Consider the following 14,264-nt stretch of genomic DNA (forward strand, 5'->3'; position numbering starts at 1 on the left):
ATATTACAATGAGTAAAGGTACCGTAAAATTTTTCAACGATTCTAAAGGATTTGGTTTCATAGTTGAAGATGACAACAACAAAGAACATTTCGTACACATTTCAGGACTTATCGATGAAATTCGTGAAGGTGATGCAGTTGAATTCGATCTACAAGAAGGTAGAAAAGGATTAAACGCCGTAAACGTAAAAGTAATCTAAGATATATACTTTAACAATTACAAATTAAAAGTCTGTCGAATTTATTTGACAGGCTTTTTTTTATTTATTATCTTTTCAAAGCATATTTTTTGCGAATAATAAATTGGCACTAAGTTTGCAAAGTAATAAGTAATTAATTTAATATTATTAAACATGAGTAAAGGAACAGTAAAATTTTTCAATGACTCCAAAGGGTTTGGTTTCATCATTGAAGAAGGTTCAAGTAAAGAACATTTTGTTCACATTTCTGGATTAATTGACGAGATTCGCGAAGGTGATGAAGTTGAATTTGATTTACAGGAAGGTCGAAAAGGTCTAAATGCCGTAAACGTTAAAGTAATATAATATATTTATCACTTTACTAAAAAAGAAAAGCCTGCAAGTTGCAGGCTTTTTTAATAGTATTTTATTTCTATTTTATTAAAACATCTCTCTTCCAGAAAAATGAAATGCACTTTCAATAGCAGCATTCTCATCACTATCGCTACCATGTACTGCATTCTCTCCCATAGAAGCTGCATATAACTTACGAATTGTTCCTTCAGCAGCATCCGCAGGATTAGTAGCTCCAATTAAGGTTCTAAAATCTTCTACTGCATTTTCTTTTTCCAAAACAGCAGCCACAATAGGTCCACGTGTCATATATTCTACTAACTCACCAAAAAACGGACGTTCGTTATGTATTGCATAAAATGTTTCAGCGTCTGCTTTTGTCATTTGAGTTAATTTCATTGCTACAATTCTAAACCCTGAAGCTGAAATTTTATCTAATATTGCGCCAATATGTCCTTTTTCGACTGCATCAGGCTTAAGCATTGTAAATGTTCTATTTGTTGCCATTATAATTTTATTATTTTTTTGCAAAAATAACTTATTTCACATTATAAACAAGTTTATCCAATTTTAAAAAATTGTATATTCGTCTTCTATGAATACAGAAGAAATTGCTAGTATAAAACAACTACTTTTTACAAAAAAAAAGATAGTAATTGTACCACATAAAAACCCAGATGGAGATGCAGTTGGCTCTACACTTGCATTATATCATTATCTTATTAAAAGCAACCATGACGCTGTGGTAATAGTGCCAAACGATTTTCCCGAATTCTTAAAATGGTTACCAGGAGAAAATTCTATTATAAGATATGATGCCCAAACAGAAACTTGTAATAGTTTAATTAATGCAGCCGATATTATTTTTACATTAGACTTTAACGCATTTCATAGAACAGGTAATATGGAACCTGTTTTAACCGAAAGTAAAGGGCTAAAAATTATGATTGACCACCATCAAGCACCTGACGATTATGCCACTTATATGTTTAGTGATGTAGCCATGAGTTCAACCTGCGAAATGGTTTATCATTTTATCGATATGCTTGAAGACACTGGTAAAATTGATGCTACCATAGCAACTTGTCTTTATGTTGGTATTATGACAGATACTGGTTCTTTCAGATTTAAATCGACCACAAGTACCACCCATAAAATTGTAGCGGAACTAATTGATAAAGGTGCTAACAATACTGAAATTCATAATAATGTATACGATACTAATGGTTATGAGCGGTTACAACTTTTAGGATGTGCACTTAACAATTTAAAGGTGATTCCAGAATATAAGACCGCTTATATTTCTTTATCTCAAGAAGAATTGCATCGATTTAATTACAAAAAGGGTGATACTGAAGGTGTTGTTAACTACGGTCTATCACTAAATAATGTGGTATTAGCAGCCATATTTATTGAAGACAAACAAGAAGGTATTATTAAAATTTCGTTACGTTCTAAGGGAAACTTCTCGGTTAATGAATTATCCAGAACACATTTTAATGGTGGTGGACATACCAATGCCGCTGGTGGGAAAAGCTACGAATCGTTAAACAATACAATTGAAAAATTTATTAGTATATTGCCTAGTTATAATAAAGCCCTGAATGATGAATAAACTAATAACCATAGTACTTGTAGCACTTTCGTTGGTAAGCTGCAAGGCTCCAGAAGCACGTAAACCTGTAACTGTTAAAACAGGTTCTTTTATCGATGCCTCTGTAGAAAGAAATATAAAATTAAATGCTCAAGAAAAATCAAGTATCACTAAAGTAATGGAGCAACAACCAGAAATGGACTTTATAGCTTCAGAAAGCGGGTTTTGGTATTACTATAATTCAAAATCTGAGATTGACTCTTTAAATACACCAAATTTTGGAGATATTATTGATTATAATTACAATGTTAAATCTCTTAATGGAACACTCGTATATTCAAAAGAAGACATACAAGCACAACGCTATGTTATGGATAAACAAGAGTTGTTTACTGGTTTAAGAGAAGGATTAAAACTTATGAAAACTGGTGAAACTGTAACTTTCTTATTTCCTTCTCAAAAAGCCTACGGTTACTATGGCGACCAAAATAAAATTGGTAGTAATATGCCTTTAATATGTGAAGTTACGGTACTCGCCATTAAAGAAAATCAATCTAATTAATATGAAGCAAATAGAGTGTTCAATAAAATTTTTAATAATTGTAATTCTTTTAAGCCTTACTTCCTGCAAAGCGCAGTACCCAAATCTTGAAGACGGTATTTATGCAGAATTTGTAACGACTAAAGGTATAATGGTTGCTAAATTAGAACACGAAAAAGTACCAGTAACGGTAGCTAATTTTGTTTCGTTAGCAGAAGGCACTAATACTATGGTCGACAGTATTTATAAAGGAAAAAAGTTTTATAATGGTTTAACTTTTCATCGTGTTATGAATAATTTCATGATTCAGGGTGGCGACCCTTTGGCTAATGGTACTGGCAACCCAGGATATAAATTTAAAGACGAATTCCATCCTGACTTAAAACATGACAAACCAGGCATCTTATCAATGGCAAATCCTGGGAAAAACTCTAATGGTAGCCAGTTTTTTATCACTGAAATTCCAAAACCTCATTTAGATAATATTCATAGTGTTTTTGGGGAATTAATAATTGGATTAGACATACAAGATTCTATATCGAATGTTAAAGTAGAACGCGGAAATAAACCAGTTCAAGATATCCTTATTGAAGAGTTAAATATTATAAGAAAAGGAAACAAAGCCAAATCTTTCAATGCGCCTGATATTTTTGAAAATCATTTTGCAGAAGCTGAACGTCTCGAAAAAGAAAAAGCAGCAAAAGCAGCAAATATTTTAAAAACTACAAAGAATAAATTCGCAAATCAAAGAGCTAAAGCCATAAAACTTCCATCTGGATTAGAATATTATATTACTGAAAATGGCAGTGGAAATCCGTTAAAGGAAACATCGAAAGCATTAACGCATTATGCCGTTTATTTTGAAGATGGCAAACTACTTCAAACAAGTAAATTAGAAACGGCCGAAGCACTTGATGCTGTTAATGAAAGACAAAAAAAAGCTGGTGGTTACAAGCCTATTGAAGCAGATTGTGGACCAGACGCACGTATGATTCCTGGGTTTAAAGAAGGGTTACAGCAATTACACGTAGGCGATAAAGCTACATTGTTTATTCCTTATCATTTGGCATATGGAGAAGCTGGCGGCAATGGAATTCCACCTAAATCCAATATTATATTTGAAGTAGAAATTCTTGAACTTATAAAATAGTTGTAATAAAAAATTATGTATTTATTAAAATTTGACTGGAATCCAGTAACAGGTATCGACATTATAGGTAATTTTAAATTACACTTTTACAGCCTTATGTGGGTGATAGCTTTTGTAATTGGTTGGTATATTATGAAGCGTATTTTTACTAAAGAAAAAATATCTTTAGACTATCTAGATCCGCTTTTTATCTATACAGTATTAGCAACTATGATTGGGGCGCGTCTTGGCCATGTACTCTTCTACCAATCAGAATTAATATCACAAGATTTTTTTAGCATTTTCTTACCTTTCAAATTTAAAGGTGGATTTGAATTTACTGGTTTTCAAGGCTTAGCTAGTCATGGTGCTGCCATTGGGATAATTATTGGCATGTATTTGTATCGAAAAAAATATAAGTACAAATCGCTCCTTTGGGTATTAGATCGCGTCGTTATATCGGTCGCCTCTGGAGCAGTGTTTATAAGAATCGGCAATTTTATAAATTCTGAAATTATAGGTAAAGTAACCGATTCTAATATGGGAGTCCGATTTATTCAAGATTACTATTATAAAAGCCAAATTACACAATTAACAGGCATCAAAGATGTACAAAAAGCATACAATGCAGTAACAGATAATTCACAGTTTCAAAGTTTATTGGAAGCAGTTCCATTTAGACATCCAGCTCAATTGTACGAATCGTTTTCATATATTTTTGTATTTTTAATACTATGGTATTTTTATTCTAAAACCACAAAAAGAGATCAAACAGGTTTTCTTTTTGGCTTATTTTTACTACTTCTTTGGACCGTACGCTTCTTTGTAGAATTTGTTAAAGAACCTCAAGGTGACGAATATATTAACTGGCTGGGCTTTAATACAGGGCAATGGCTTAGTATTCCTTTTATTATTATTGGATTGTATTTTATGCTTATTTATAAGCCCAAAACGGTAGTGAATTAGTATGACTAACAGAAATTTAAAATTAATTAATTACATACTTATTATAAGTATTCTATTTGCATATACTTCTTGTAAAGACAATAAAAAACCAATAAAGCAAACCGAAGTTTTCTTCAAAAAAGAAGGCGAACTTACTTTGCATAAAATAACTTCAGACTCTACACAAATTAATTTAGACATAGAGATTGCAGACACAGAATTTGAAAGACAAACTGGGTTAATGTATCGAAGTTCAATGCAAAACAATCAAGGGATGCTATTTGTTTTTGATGATGAACAAGAACGTTCATTTTACATGAAAAACACAAAAATTCCTTTGGACTTAATTTATGTAAACAGTGATTTAAAAATTGTAAGTTTTCAAAAGAATGCACAACCTTTAAACGAAACATCTCTCCCGTCCAATGCTCCAGCCAAATATGTTATAGAAGTTAATGCTGGTTTATCTAATAATTGGCTGCTTTCTGTTGGAGATAGTTTATCTTTTAAATAAAGAAACTACAACTAATAAAATTTACTTTACATAAAAAACTTTAGGTTAGCGTTATTTTCTATGAAATAATTTGAAGTTAAAAAAAACATCCTACTAACCTAACAAATCCTCCAAGGCAGGTTTTAAATGATGAAATTTAAAATAGAACCCTTTGTTTTCAATTTTTTTAGAGCTTACACGTTGGCTATCGTATAATAACGTGTACATCTCCCCTAAAATAAATTTCATAAAAACCTTAGGAATATTAGGCAGAAAAAGAGGTCTCTTTAAAACAGTCGCTATTGTTTTAGTTAACTCATTATTAGTTACTGGATTTGGTGCCACACCATTATAAATACCTGATATATTTTTTTCTAAAACATATAAAAACATACTTGCTAAATCTTGAACATGTATCCATGATTGCCATTGTTTTCCAGTACCAAAAGAAGCTCCCAATCCAAACTTAATAGGCTTAACCATTTCTTGTAAGGCTCCTCCATTATTAGATAAAACTAATCCAATTCTAATTTTAGAAACAGTGATATTAAAATCTAAAAAACCATCGACTGCTTTTTCCCATGACTGTACTACCCTGCCTAAAAAAGCTTCACTATACTTATTAGAAGATTGATCGTAATAGTTGATAAGTGAATCTGAGTAAATACCAATGGCACTAGCCGAAATAATTTGCTTTATGGAATGTGTTTCACCCTTTAAACTATTAATTAGAAGTTCTGTTGATGCTATTCTGCTAGACAAAATTTCTTTTTTATAAGATGTTGTCCAACGTTTTGAAACACTTGCACCAGATAAATGAATTATTGCATCAACGCCTTTAAAACAATTTTCATCTATTTCTTGCTTATTTGGATTCCAATAAAAACCTTGATAATCATCTTTTTGTTGAATTTTAGAAACTCTTGTAGTTAAGTAATTTACCTTAATGTCTTTTTCGCGACATAGCTTAACAATCTCTTGTCCAACAAGTCCTGTAGCTCCTGTAATTAAAACGCGCATTTTCTTTTTTTATAAAATTACAAAATGACAAGTAAGATAACTAGGGTTTTGTATTAGGTTTAACAGAAAAATATAGGTGGCTACCAATTTTTAAATTTCTAACTATTGTATTTCATTACATACTATTTAGTGGCTCGTAGCATTTCTCTTTTACCTGGCGGACCAGGAAGCTTTTCAACACTAAAGCCCACTGCTTGCATAGCACGACGCACACTCCCTTTTGCAGAGTAAGTTACCAAAACTCCTTTTTGTTTTAGTGCATTATACATTTTTTTAAAAACCTTCTCTGTCCATAATTCTGGTTGTACTCTTGCTCCAAAGGCATCAAAATAAATGATGTTAAACTTATTTATATCCTCAACTTCATCAAAAAATTTCTTCTGCTTTAACAATGAAAAACAAGATGTTATTTGGTGCTTTTCTTCCCAAAATATACTATGTAGCTTTTTAAAATACTCTTGACTTTTATCAAAATTCAACTCCTTAGCGTAGTTCAATTGGTTTATCTCTTTCATGGTAACAGGATATCCCTCAACTCCAGCGTAATCAATATGAATAGCTAACTTTTCTGCTTCCAATAAAGAGATAAATGCATTTAGTCCTGTACCAAAACCTATCTCTAAAATAGAAACACCCTCACGAGATTCTGAAAAAACTTCAACACCTTTCGAAACAGAATTACAATAATAATGCAACCCATGTTTTATAAAAACATGATATGCCTCTTGTATAGCTCCATGCTTCGAATGATATTGCTCATCCCATTCTGGCAAATGAATTGTAGAAGAACCATCACCAGTTATAACAATTTTTCGTTCCAAAATTATTGAATTACTAGAACGCCATCTGCCTCAAACGAATAGGTTCTCTTGGGTTCTGTTATTTTGGCTATTTCCTCTGCAGATTTACCCGCATCTTTAGCATAATGACGTTGTTCATCAACAGAAACTTCTTTTACGTAAGCCTGTCCGTTTACAATAACTTCTTTACCTGAAATATCCTTGGGTACAAAAAAACCATAATCTTTAAACTTAACCATAATTTCACTCCCATCGCCAGTATTTAAAATCATCCAACAACCTTTTGCTTGACAAACCTCACTAACTTTTGCCTTCATTTTAGAATTGATACTATCTCCTGTCTGCATAGTCTTATAATGTGCAGCCATTGAGGTTACATCTATGGCATCATCAGCAATAATATCTTTACCAAAAGACGCATATTCTATTTTTTCTTCTTCTAGTTGTACCTCGGCGTTGTTAGCGCTTTTCTTTTTGCAAGAATTTAACACTAATACACTGATAATTAATAAGGTAATTCGCTTCATGGTATGAATATTTCAATTTTAAACGATTTATGTAAATATACCCCTTTTTTAAAAACGTTTTTGTATAAATTTGTAGTAATAAATTACTTGGCTTATGAATGCTATAATCAATGACATAGAGGTTATAAAAGCAAAAACTTCCAAAATTACAGAAGTTGACTTTAACAACTTAAAATTTGGAAATACATTTTCAGATCACATGTTAGTTTGTGATTATAAAGAGGGTAAATGGCAAGCTCCTAAAGTAATGCCATATCAATCTATTTCTTTAGATCCTTCTGCAAAGATTTTTCATTACGGACAATCTGTTTTTGAAGGAATGAAGGCTTATAAAGATGCTGATGAAAACGTCTGGTTATTTCGTCCCTTAGATAATTTTAAGCGTTTAAATATTTCATCAAAGCGATTAGCTATTCCAGAACTCCCTGAAAGTTATTTTATGGATGGTTTAAAAACGTTATTGCAAGTGGATAGTGATTGGATTCCAAAAAATGAAGGAAGTTCATTATACATTAGACCGTTTGTATTTGCTTCTGGCAATGGTTTTCATGCCTCACCTGCAGATGAATACAAGTTCATAATAGCAACTGCTCCTTCAGGATCTTATTTCTCAGGAAAGGTGCGCGTTTTAATTGAACAAAAATACTCTCGTTCTGCCAATGGAGGTGTTGGATTTGCTAAAGCCGGAGGAAACTATGCTGGTCAATTTTATCCAACCCAATTAGCGGTTGAAAAAGGGTATCAACAAGTTATATGGACAGATGATAATACACATGAGTATATAGAAGAAGCTGGAGCTATGAATATTTTTGTTCGTATTAACGATACATTAATAACGGGTCCAACAAGTGATAGAATTTTGGATGGTATAACAAGAAAGAGCATCATCCAATTAGCAGAATCTGAAGGTATTCCTGTTGAAGTAAGAAAACTTTCGGTACATGAAGTGGTTGCTGCTGCAAAAGATGGCTCGTTAAAAGAAATGTTTGGTGCTGGTACTGCAGCGGTAATTTCACCTATTTCTGGATTTGGTTATAAAGATAAAGATTATGATTTACCAGAATTGAAGGATACTTATGCTAGTTACTTAAAAAAGCGTATTACAGATATCCAAACTAATAAAGCTGAAGATCCATATGGATGGCGTTATGCAGTTAAATAGCTAACTTATAATATATTACAAAAAAAGAGGCTGTCTAAAAATTAAGTTAGATGTCATATTGAGCTTGTCGAAATGTTTTTAACTTACTAATTAGTCAATATCGGTTTCGACAGGCTCAACCTGACAAATCAAGCTATAAAGACTTTTTAGACAGCCTCTTTTTTTTATACTTTTAAAATAGATTCGATATTAGGTTTAAAATAATTAGGTCCTTTTAAAACCTTTCCATCTTCACGATAAATTGGTTGTCCGTCTTCGCCTAATTTACTCATATTACTTCGTTGGATTTCATCAAAAACTTCTTCTATTTTATACTGCATTCCATGTTCTATAATAGTTCCGCATAATATGTAAAGCATATCGCCTAATGCATCGGCAACTTCAATTAAGTCATTATTATTAGCAGCTTCTAGGTACTCTTCATTTTCTTCGCGCATCAATTTATAGCGTAACATATTTTTTGCCAAACCTAAATCTGCCTTAGGTGTTTCTCTATGCCCAATTTTAAATGCTGTATGAAATGCTTTTACTGCTTCTATTTTGTTCTTCATTAACAATATATTTTTCATTTCCCTAAATAAGGAAATCTGTTTTCATTAAATTTGTATAAAAATAACTATATGTTTAGTAAAGGTCAAATCATTTTCGGAGTTTTATTTTTTATTGCTTTTGCTATAATAATTGCTTTTACTTATCGAAAAGATTTAAAACTTCATAAACGATTCTACGCTGGTAGTGTTTGGATTCTTATTGCCTTTATAGCTTTTATCCTGTTTATTACTGCTATTAAATTTTTATTCAAATAAATTCTTTATCAATTTCGCAATAAATATTATGTGACTTAGTGGGAGAATTGTGGTCTAAACTGTTATATAATAAACCCCTTGAAATTAAACGCAACCAATCGATTTAATTTGTATCTATTTTATAACTAAATCAAACAGGCAATGAAAATACTTTTACTCGTTACAGTGCTTATTGTTATTAACCTACTTTTACTCGTTTTTAGCGTAAACAAAAAAACAGATCCTTGATTAAAGAATCTGTTTTTAAATAAATTTACAAACCTATTACCTCTAATTTACCTCGGGTAAAAAATTATAGTGTTTGCTATAATCTAACATTTGTCCAGAAAAGGTTTCTGGTTGCGTAACCTTTACTGCTGTTATTTCTCCAGCATCGTTAGTTTCTGGTATTAAAACTGGATTTACAAAACCACTGTAAGGAGCTGATGGGAACTGTTTATTTCTTTCTAAAACTTCGGTATGAATAGCTTGGTCTACTTTTACGCCATAACCTTCAACTAAGGCTTCAACGGCAGCATAATCGCCTTCCGATTTTATACGTTGTGTTTCACGTAGTAACTGTCCAAATAAATCATGAAGCTTATCATAATCATTAATATTAAAATAGGTTTTTCCATCACGCGTAACTTTTTCAATCACATTATCGGCTTTACCTTTTTCGTAAGCCCAAGCAGAAACCCATTGTCTGTTTCGCATATGCGCTTCTTCAACATCGTCTCCTAAGTTTAAACGTATTAATTGCGTCATTAATCCGTTTCTTATATAGCCATCGTAGGCTGCTTTTCCAATTGATTTCCAATCTTCAACCAAACCTAACTCTTGAAGCTTAGAATTGTATAAATAATATAACCCAACTAAATCGGCACGTCCTTCTTCTAAAGTAGAGGCATAATTTTTTAAAGTTTCCTTTGTTTCACCAACTCCAGGATTTAACTGCCCAGAGGCATGACCTATTACTTCGTGTAGCGCTGTATGTAATTTATCGGCTAATTGCCCATATTTTTCTTCTAATTCAAGCTCCTCTTTATCGTGAACAAATTCTTTAAGGCGTCCCGAACTCGATGCATTATTATAAGCATTTGTTATATTTCCTAGCGAGACCGACTTACTTCCAACTGCTTTTCTAATCCAATTGGCATTTGGTAAATTTACCCCTATTGGTGTACTTGGTGAAGCATCACCTGCTTCTCCTGCTACACTAACTACTTTATAAGTTATACCAACCACATTCTTCTTTTTATGTTCGTCCATTAGCGGTGAGTTATCTTCAAACCATTGTGCATTTTCAGATAAAACTGCCATTTTTTGAGACATATCAAAATCATTAATCTGGACGATAGTCTCATACGAACCTCTATAACCCAACGGATCATTATATACCTCAATAAAGCTATTAATATAGTCTATATCGCCTTCCGTAGCGCCTGTCCAGGCCACATTATAATCATCCCAAGTTTGCAAATCACCCGTTTTATAATAGTCTATTAATAATCCTAAGGCATTTTCTTGAGCTTCATTTTCAGCAACGCCTTTAGCCAATTCTAACCACTTTACAACCTCATCAATTGCCGAACCATATAATCCTCCAGATTTATAGACGCGTTCTTTAAGTGCACCATTTTCTTTAACCAATTGAGAATTTAATCCAAATGATAAAGGTTTATCAGGGTTTGGTGATACTTTAGCTTTATAAAAACTTTCAACATCAGCATTTGTAACATCTGGTCCATAAAAATTAACCGCAGAAAGAGCTACATTATCCACACCTTTGGCTTGATTTACTTTTTTACTATCGGCATCATTAAAAATAACATCAAACGCATCTCCTTCTAAAGTAGTATTTGTCGCAGCTAGTAATTGACTTAAATAATCTGACGAAAACTCAGGCTTTAATTTATCATTCGAATAATGATGATGAATACCATTACTAAACCAAACACGCTTTAAGTAGGTTTCAAAAGTACTCCAATCTTTGGAAGATTTGTCGCCGTCATAATTCGTATAAACATTTTCTAGAGCCTTTCTAATCTTTAAATTGTGACGATAATTTTGATCCCACATTATATCTCTTCCAGAAAGTCCAGCTTGCGTTAAGTAATAAACAAGTTTTTGTTGCTTTAACGAGAGGTTATCCCATCCTGGGATTTGGTATCGTAGAATTTTAATATCGGCAAATTGCTCTACATTATAATTAAATTCGGTAGGTTCAGCAATTGCTGGTTCTTCTTGTTTTTTAGATTTATCGTCCACGCATGACGACAAAAAGGCAGCAACTAATAAGATGCTTAAGAATGATTTTAGTTTCATAGTAATATTAATTTATTGTTCTTCAAAATATGGGCAATTAAACGATTAAAATTATTGATTAATCTGAATTTTAGATATTTAATTAGTGAATATTTATTTTTTGAACAGCAAATGTAATAATTTATTAACGGAAATTTAAAAATGATTATATTTGATTTTACATTTTAACTAAATTTAAAACCATATCATGAAAGCTTTTAAGTACATCCTTTTTTTATTATTAATTGCTATTATTGGCGGAGCCATTTATATTGCTGTTCAACCAGATTCTTTTGATGTAACAAGGAGTCGAACCATAAAAGCCCCAACCTCGGTAGCTTATAATAACATAATTGATTTTAAAAACTGGGAAGCTTGGTCTCCATGGGTTGAAAAAGAACCTAGTACTGTCATCACATTAAGTGAACAAACTAAAGGTGTAGATGGGTTTTATACATGGGAAGACAAAGACGGCATAGGTACTATGAAAACTATTGCTACTGAAATCAATAAAACTATTACTCAAGACATGCAATTTGCAGATTTTCCGCCTTCTAAAATAAATTGGACTTTCAACCCTAACAACGATGGCTCAACCGAAGTCATTTGGAATATGAAAGGTAAAGATTTACCCTTTGACTTTAAAGCCTACACAGCATTTGCAGGTAGTATGGACGAACAGGTTGGTCCAGATTTTGAACGAGGATTAGAAAAGTTAGACAGCATTTTAGTTGCAGATATGAAAAAATATAGTGTAGAAGTAAATGGCATCACGCAGCACGGTGGTGGCTATTATTTATACACAACAACCTCGTGTAAAATTTCTGAATTAGAAAGTAAAATGCAAGAAATGATGCCAAAAGTTGGTATGTATGCCATGAGTAATAATATTAAAATGGCTGGAGCACCTTTTACACACTATCATAAATGGGACGAAGCAAATAATGCTGTTATGTTTTCTGCTTGTGTGCCAACTACCGAAAAAATTATTACAACAGATAGTGAGATATTAACGGGACAATTAGCCTCTTTTAAAGCAGTTAAAACAACACTTAAGGGAAACTACAAAAACTTAAAAGAAGCTTGGGATGAAGCCATGAAATATATTCCAGAAAACGGATTAGAATTTGCCGAAAATGGACCAATGCTTGAAGCCTACCTTAACGACCCAATGAGCAACCCAAACCCAGCAGATTGGATTACTGAAATTTATATCGCCGTAAAATAGTATGAAGCAATTATTATTAGTTTTTGTTGGTGGTGGCTTTGGTAGTGTTTTACGTTTTATTATCGGGAAATATTTAAATAGCACCGAAACGGGTATTCCTTATGGCACCTTTGCTGCTAATATTTTAGGAAGTTTACTTATTGGTATTATTTTAGGTTTAGCTGCCAAAAATAATTCCTTATCCCAAAGTCAAACATTATTATTAGCAACAGGATTTTGTGGTGGCTTTACAACGTTCTCAACTTTTGCTTACGAGAACCATGTGTTCTTAAAATCTGGCGACTTTACAAGTTTTGCTTTATATACTATTGGCAGTTTTGTGGTTGGTTTTTTAGCAGTTTTTTTGGGGATGTTTTTGGCGAAATAAGCCTTGACTTAGTAAAAATTTCCAACCAGCTTCTTTAACGTATTTTGCACAAACAGCATCATAATAATAAGTTAGCAAAAGAACTTCATACAGGTATCATTCAATGCTTACTAAAAGACTTCTCCCCTGCTTCTACTCTAGTTTTTAAATAATTCTTTCGAGGTACGATTGGACACGAATATTTATCGTTGTAAGCACAGTATGGATTATAAGATTGATTAAAATCAATTATCATGGTATCGTCTTTAGGAATTCTAGCATCAATATAACGGCCTCCACCATAACTTTCTTGTCCATTTGTTTCATCTAAAAAAGGCAGAAATAGATAGTCTTCATAGCCCTCTTTTTCAATCAAATCTAAATTTTGATATATATTTAAAATAAAAATTTCTCCTTTTAAAATAAAATTAAGTTCGCCGTATTTTACATGACTAAGCTCTATATCTGTCGTCGTTTTCATTTTAAAAGTCTTTTCATTTGGTGTTCTTTTAAAACTAGCTTCAACAACGTAAGTAGAATCAAACTTAAAAAACTCTAATCCCTTAAATACCTTACGGTCTTTATCTTTTAGCGGTGATTTACTAGCATCTTTAAAGATGGCGTTCTGTTCTTTTTGAAAGGCAGTTTCACCTAAAACTGGTCGCTTTTTTTGAGCACAACTTGTGAGACAAATAATTGATATAAAAACACATATTCCAAATTTCATTTTTAAAATAATTTGATTTCAAAAATACAACTTAAGAAAATTTTACATAGCTTTGACCTTTCAAAAGAAATAAAAATGCGTTGTAACGTCACAATTTATAGAAAGCAATGGACCTCTTGTTTAAAAA

18 protein-coding genes are annotated in these 14,264 nt (G+C 32.2%); 11 read left to right on the top strand and 7 right to left on the bottom strand.

What is annotated here, in order from left to right; translation table 11 throughout:
• Positions 1-8 precede the first annotated feature (8 nt).
• Both Q0739_RS12420 and Q0739_RS12425 read left to right on the top strand, forming a co-directional pair.
• A complete protein-coding gene (locus Q0739_RS12420; protein ID WP_042242688.1) occupies positions 9-200 on the top strand; it encodes a cold shock domain-containing protein in 192 nt (63 codons plus the stop codon).
• A gap of 153 nt (positions 201-353) precedes the next feature.
• Positions 354-545, top strand: a complete 192-nt coding sequence (locus tag Q0739_RS12425) for a cold shock domain-containing protein (protein WP_298239063.1) — start codon at positions 354-356, stop codon at positions 543-545.
• 75 nt (positions 546-620) lie between these two features.
• Here the strand turns inward: Q0739_RS12425 and Q0739_RS12430 are convergent, their stop codons facing one another.
• Positions 621-1,040 carry a nucleoside-diphosphate kinase gene (locus tag Q0739_RS12430; RefSeq protein WP_298239064.1) on the bottom strand — a complete coding sequence of 140 codons (420 nt, stop codon included), beginning with the start codon at positions 1,038-1,040 and terminating at the stop codon, positions 621-623.
• Positions 1,041-1,128: 88 nt separating this feature from the next.
• Between Q0739_RS12430 and Q0739_RS12435 the strand changes: the two genes are divergently transcribed.
• From Q0739_RS12435 to Q0739_RS12455, 5 genes are read left to right on the top strand one after another with little or no spacing between them, the layout of a single operon-like run.
• Positions 1,129-2,148 carry a bifunctional oligoribonuclease/PAP phosphatase NrnA gene (locus tag Q0739_RS12435; RefSeq protein WP_298239065.1) on the top strand — a complete coding sequence of 340 codons (1,020 nt, stop codon included), beginning with the start codon at positions 1,129-1,131 and terminating at the stop codon, positions 2,146-2,148.
• Positions 2,138-2,689 (top strand): gliding motility-associated peptidyl-prolyl isomerase GldI, encoded by a 552-nt coding sequence (gldI, locus tag Q0739_RS12440; protein ID WP_366140802.1) that lies wholly within the window; start codon positions 2,138-2,140, stop codon positions 2,687-2,689. Before Q0739_RS12435 ends, gldI begins: the two co-directional genes overlap by 11 nt.
• 1 nt (position 2,690) lies before the next feature.
• Positions 2,691-3,818, top strand: coding sequence for a peptidylprolyl isomerase (locus Q0739_RS12445; protein WP_298239066.1), 1,128 nt, complete (start codon positions 2,691-2,693; stop codon positions 3,816-3,818).
• A 15-nt stretch (positions 3,819-3,833) separates the two neighbouring features.
• Entirely contained in the window at positions 3,834-4,763 is a 930-nt protein-coding gene (lgt, locus tag Q0739_RS12450) for a prolipoprotein diacylglyceryl transferase (protein ID WP_298239067.1), read from the top strand.
• 1 nt (position 4,764) lies between these two features.
• Positions 4,765-5,256 carry a DUF192 domain-containing protein gene (locus Q0739_RS12455; RefSeq protein ID WP_298239068.1) on the top strand — a complete coding sequence of 164 codons (492 nt, stop codon included), beginning with the start codon at positions 4,765-4,767 and terminating at the stop codon, positions 5,254-5,256.
• 93 nt (positions 5,257-5,349) lie between these two features.
• Here the strand turns inward: Q0739_RS12455 and Q0739_RS12460 are convergent, their stop codons facing one another.
• The 3 genes from Q0739_RS12460 to Q0739_RS12470 all read right to left on the bottom strand — a co-directional run bounded on the left by Q0739_RS12460 (position 5,350) and on the right by Q0739_RS12470 (position 7,582).
• Positions 5,350-6,255 (bottom strand): TIGR01777 family oxidoreductase, encoded by a 906-nt coding sequence (locus Q0739_RS12460; protein ID WP_298239069.1) that lies wholly within the window; start codon positions 6,253-6,255, stop codon positions 5,350-5,352.
• Between the two features lie 122 nt (positions 6,256-6,377).
• Positions 6,378-7,076, bottom strand: a complete 699-nt coding sequence (gene mnmD / locus Q0739_RS12465) for a tRNA (5-methylaminomethyl-2-thiouridine)(34)-methyltransferase MnmD (RefSeq protein ID WP_298239070.1) — start codon at positions 7,074-7,076, stop codon at positions 6,378-6,380.
• A gap of 2 nt (positions 7,077-7,078) precedes the next feature.
• A complete protein-coding gene (locus tag Q0739_RS12470) occupies positions 7,079-7,582 on the bottom strand; it encodes a DUF4920 domain-containing protein (RefSeq protein ID WP_298239071.1) in 504 nt (167 codons plus the stop codon).
• 94 nt (positions 7,583-7,676) lie between these two features.
• On the opposite strand from Q0739_RS12470, the gene Q0739_RS12475 reads away from it, so the two are divergent.
• Positions 7,677-8,744, top strand: a complete 1,068-nt coding sequence (locus Q0739_RS12475; RefSeq protein WP_298239072.1) for a branched-chain amino acid aminotransferase — start codon at positions 7,677-7,679, stop codon at positions 8,742-8,744.
• A gap of 164 nt (positions 8,745-8,908) precedes the next feature.
• On the opposite strand, the gene Q0739_RS12480 is transcribed toward Q0739_RS12475, so the two are convergent.
• Positions 8,909-9,295 (bottom strand): nucleoside triphosphate pyrophosphohydrolase family protein, encoded by a 387-nt coding sequence (locus tag Q0739_RS12480; RefSeq protein ID WP_298239073.1) that lies wholly within the window; start codon positions 9,293-9,295, stop codon positions 8,909-8,911.
• Between the two features lie 69 nt (positions 9,296-9,364).
• On the opposite strand from Q0739_RS12480, the gene Q0739_RS12485 reads away from it, so the two are divergent.
• Positions 9,365-9,550 carry a hypothetical protein gene (locus Q0739_RS12485; RefSeq protein WP_298239074.1) on the top strand — a complete coding sequence of 62 codons (186 nt, stop codon included), beginning with the start codon at positions 9,365-9,367 and terminating at the stop codon, positions 9,548-9,550.
• Between the two features lie 270 nt (positions 9,551-9,820).
• Here Q0739_RS12485 and Q0739_RS12490 read toward each other — a convergent pair whose 3' ends face one another.
• On the bottom strand, positions 9,821-11,857 hold the full coding sequence (locus Q0739_RS12490) for a dihydrofolate reductase (protein WP_298239075.1): 2,037 nt from the start codon (positions 11,855-11,857) through the stop codon (positions 9,821-9,823).
• Between the two features lie 187 nt (positions 11,858-12,044).
• Between Q0739_RS12490 and Q0739_RS12495 the strand changes: the two genes are divergently transcribed.
• Positions 12,045-13,064, top strand: coding sequence for a GyrI-like domain-containing protein (locus Q0739_RS12495; RefSeq protein ID WP_298239076.1), 1,020 nt, complete (start codon positions 12,045-12,047; stop codon positions 13,062-13,064).
• Between the two features lies 1 nt (position 13,065).
• Positions 13,066-13,431 (top strand): fluoride efflux transporter CrcB, encoded by a 366-nt coding sequence (gene crcB, locus Q0739_RS12500; RefSeq protein ID WP_298239077.1) that lies wholly within the window; start codon positions 13,066-13,068, stop codon positions 13,429-13,431.
• A 100-nt stretch (positions 13,432-13,531) separates the two neighbouring features.
• On the opposite strand, the gene Q0739_RS12505 is transcribed toward crcB, so the two are convergent.
• Entirely contained in the window at positions 13,532-14,137 is a 606-nt protein-coding gene (locus tag Q0739_RS12505) for a DUF1684 domain-containing protein (protein ID WP_298239078.1), read from the bottom strand.
• Between the last annotated feature and the right edge of the window lie 127 nt (positions 14,138-14,264).

Source organism: uncultured Algibacter sp., from assembly GCF_947487605.1.
In the GTDB taxonomy this organism is placed as follows: Bacteria; Bacteroidota; Bacteroidia; order Flavobacteriales; family Flavobacteriaceae; genus Algibacter_D.

Coding starts and splice junctions, on each gene's coding strand:
- Q0739_RS12455 (WP_298239068.1), top strand. CDS start 4,765: ATGACTAACAGAAATTTAAAATTAATTAATTACATACTTATTATAAGT.
- Q0739_RS12435 (WP_298239065.1), top strand. CDS start 1,129: ATGAATACAGAAGAAATTGCTAGTATAAAACAACTACTTTTTACAAAA.
- Q0739_RS12445 (WP_298239066.1), top strand. CDS start 2,691: ATGAAGCAAATAGAGTGTTCAATAAAATTTTTAATAATTGTAATTCTT.
- Q0739_RS12430 (WP_298239064.1), bottom strand. CDS start 1,040: ATGGCAACAAATAGAACATTTACAATGCTTAAGCCTGATGCAGTCGAA.
- Q0739_RS12470 (WP_298239071.1), bottom strand. CDS start 7,582: ATGAAGCGAATTACCTTATTAATTATCAGTGTATTAGTGTTAAATTCT.
- Q0739_RS12420 (WP_042242688.1), top strand. CDS start 9: ATGAGTAAAGGTACCGTAAAATTTTTCAACGATTCTAAAGGATTTGGT.
- gldI (WP_366140802.1), top strand. CDS start 2,138: ATGATGAATAAACTAATAACCATAGTACTTGTAGCACTTTCGTTGGTA.
- Q0739_RS12505 (WP_298239078.1), bottom strand. CDS start 14,137: ATGAAATTTGGAATATGTGTTTTTATATCAATTATTTGTCTCACAAGT.
- Q0739_RS12490 (WP_298239075.1), bottom strand. CDS start 11,857: ATGAAACTAAAATCATTCTTAAGCATCTTATTAGTTGCTGCCTTTTTG.
- crcB (WP_298239077.1), top strand. CDS start 13,066: ATGAAGCAATTATTATTAGTTTTTGTTGGTGGTGGCTTTGGTAGTGTT.
- lgt (WP_298239067.1), top strand. CDS start 3,834: ATGTATTTATTAAAATTTGACTGGAATCCAGTAACAGGTATCGACATT.
- Q0739_RS12425 (WP_298239063.1), top strand. CDS start 354: ATGAGTAAAGGAACAGTAAAATTTTTCAATGACTCCAAAGGGTTTGGT.
- Q0739_RS12495 (WP_298239076.1), top strand. CDS start 12,045: ATGAAAGCTTTTAAGTACATCCTTTTTTTATTATTAATTGCTATTATT.
- Q0739_RS12480 (WP_298239073.1), bottom strand. CDS start 9,295: ATGAAGAACAAAATAGAAGCAGTAAAAGCATTTCATACAGCATTTAAA.
- Q0739_RS12475 (WP_298239072.1), top strand. CDS start 7,677: ATGAATGCTATAATCAATGACATAGAGGTTATAAAAGCAAAAACTTCC.
- Q0739_RS12460 (WP_298239069.1), bottom strand. CDS start 6,255: ATGCGCGTTTTAATTACAGGAGCTACAGGACTTGTTGGACAAGAGATT.
- Q0739_RS12485 (WP_298239074.1), top strand. CDS start 9,365: ATGTTTAGTAAAGGTCAAATCATTTTCGGAGTTTTATTTTTTATTGCT.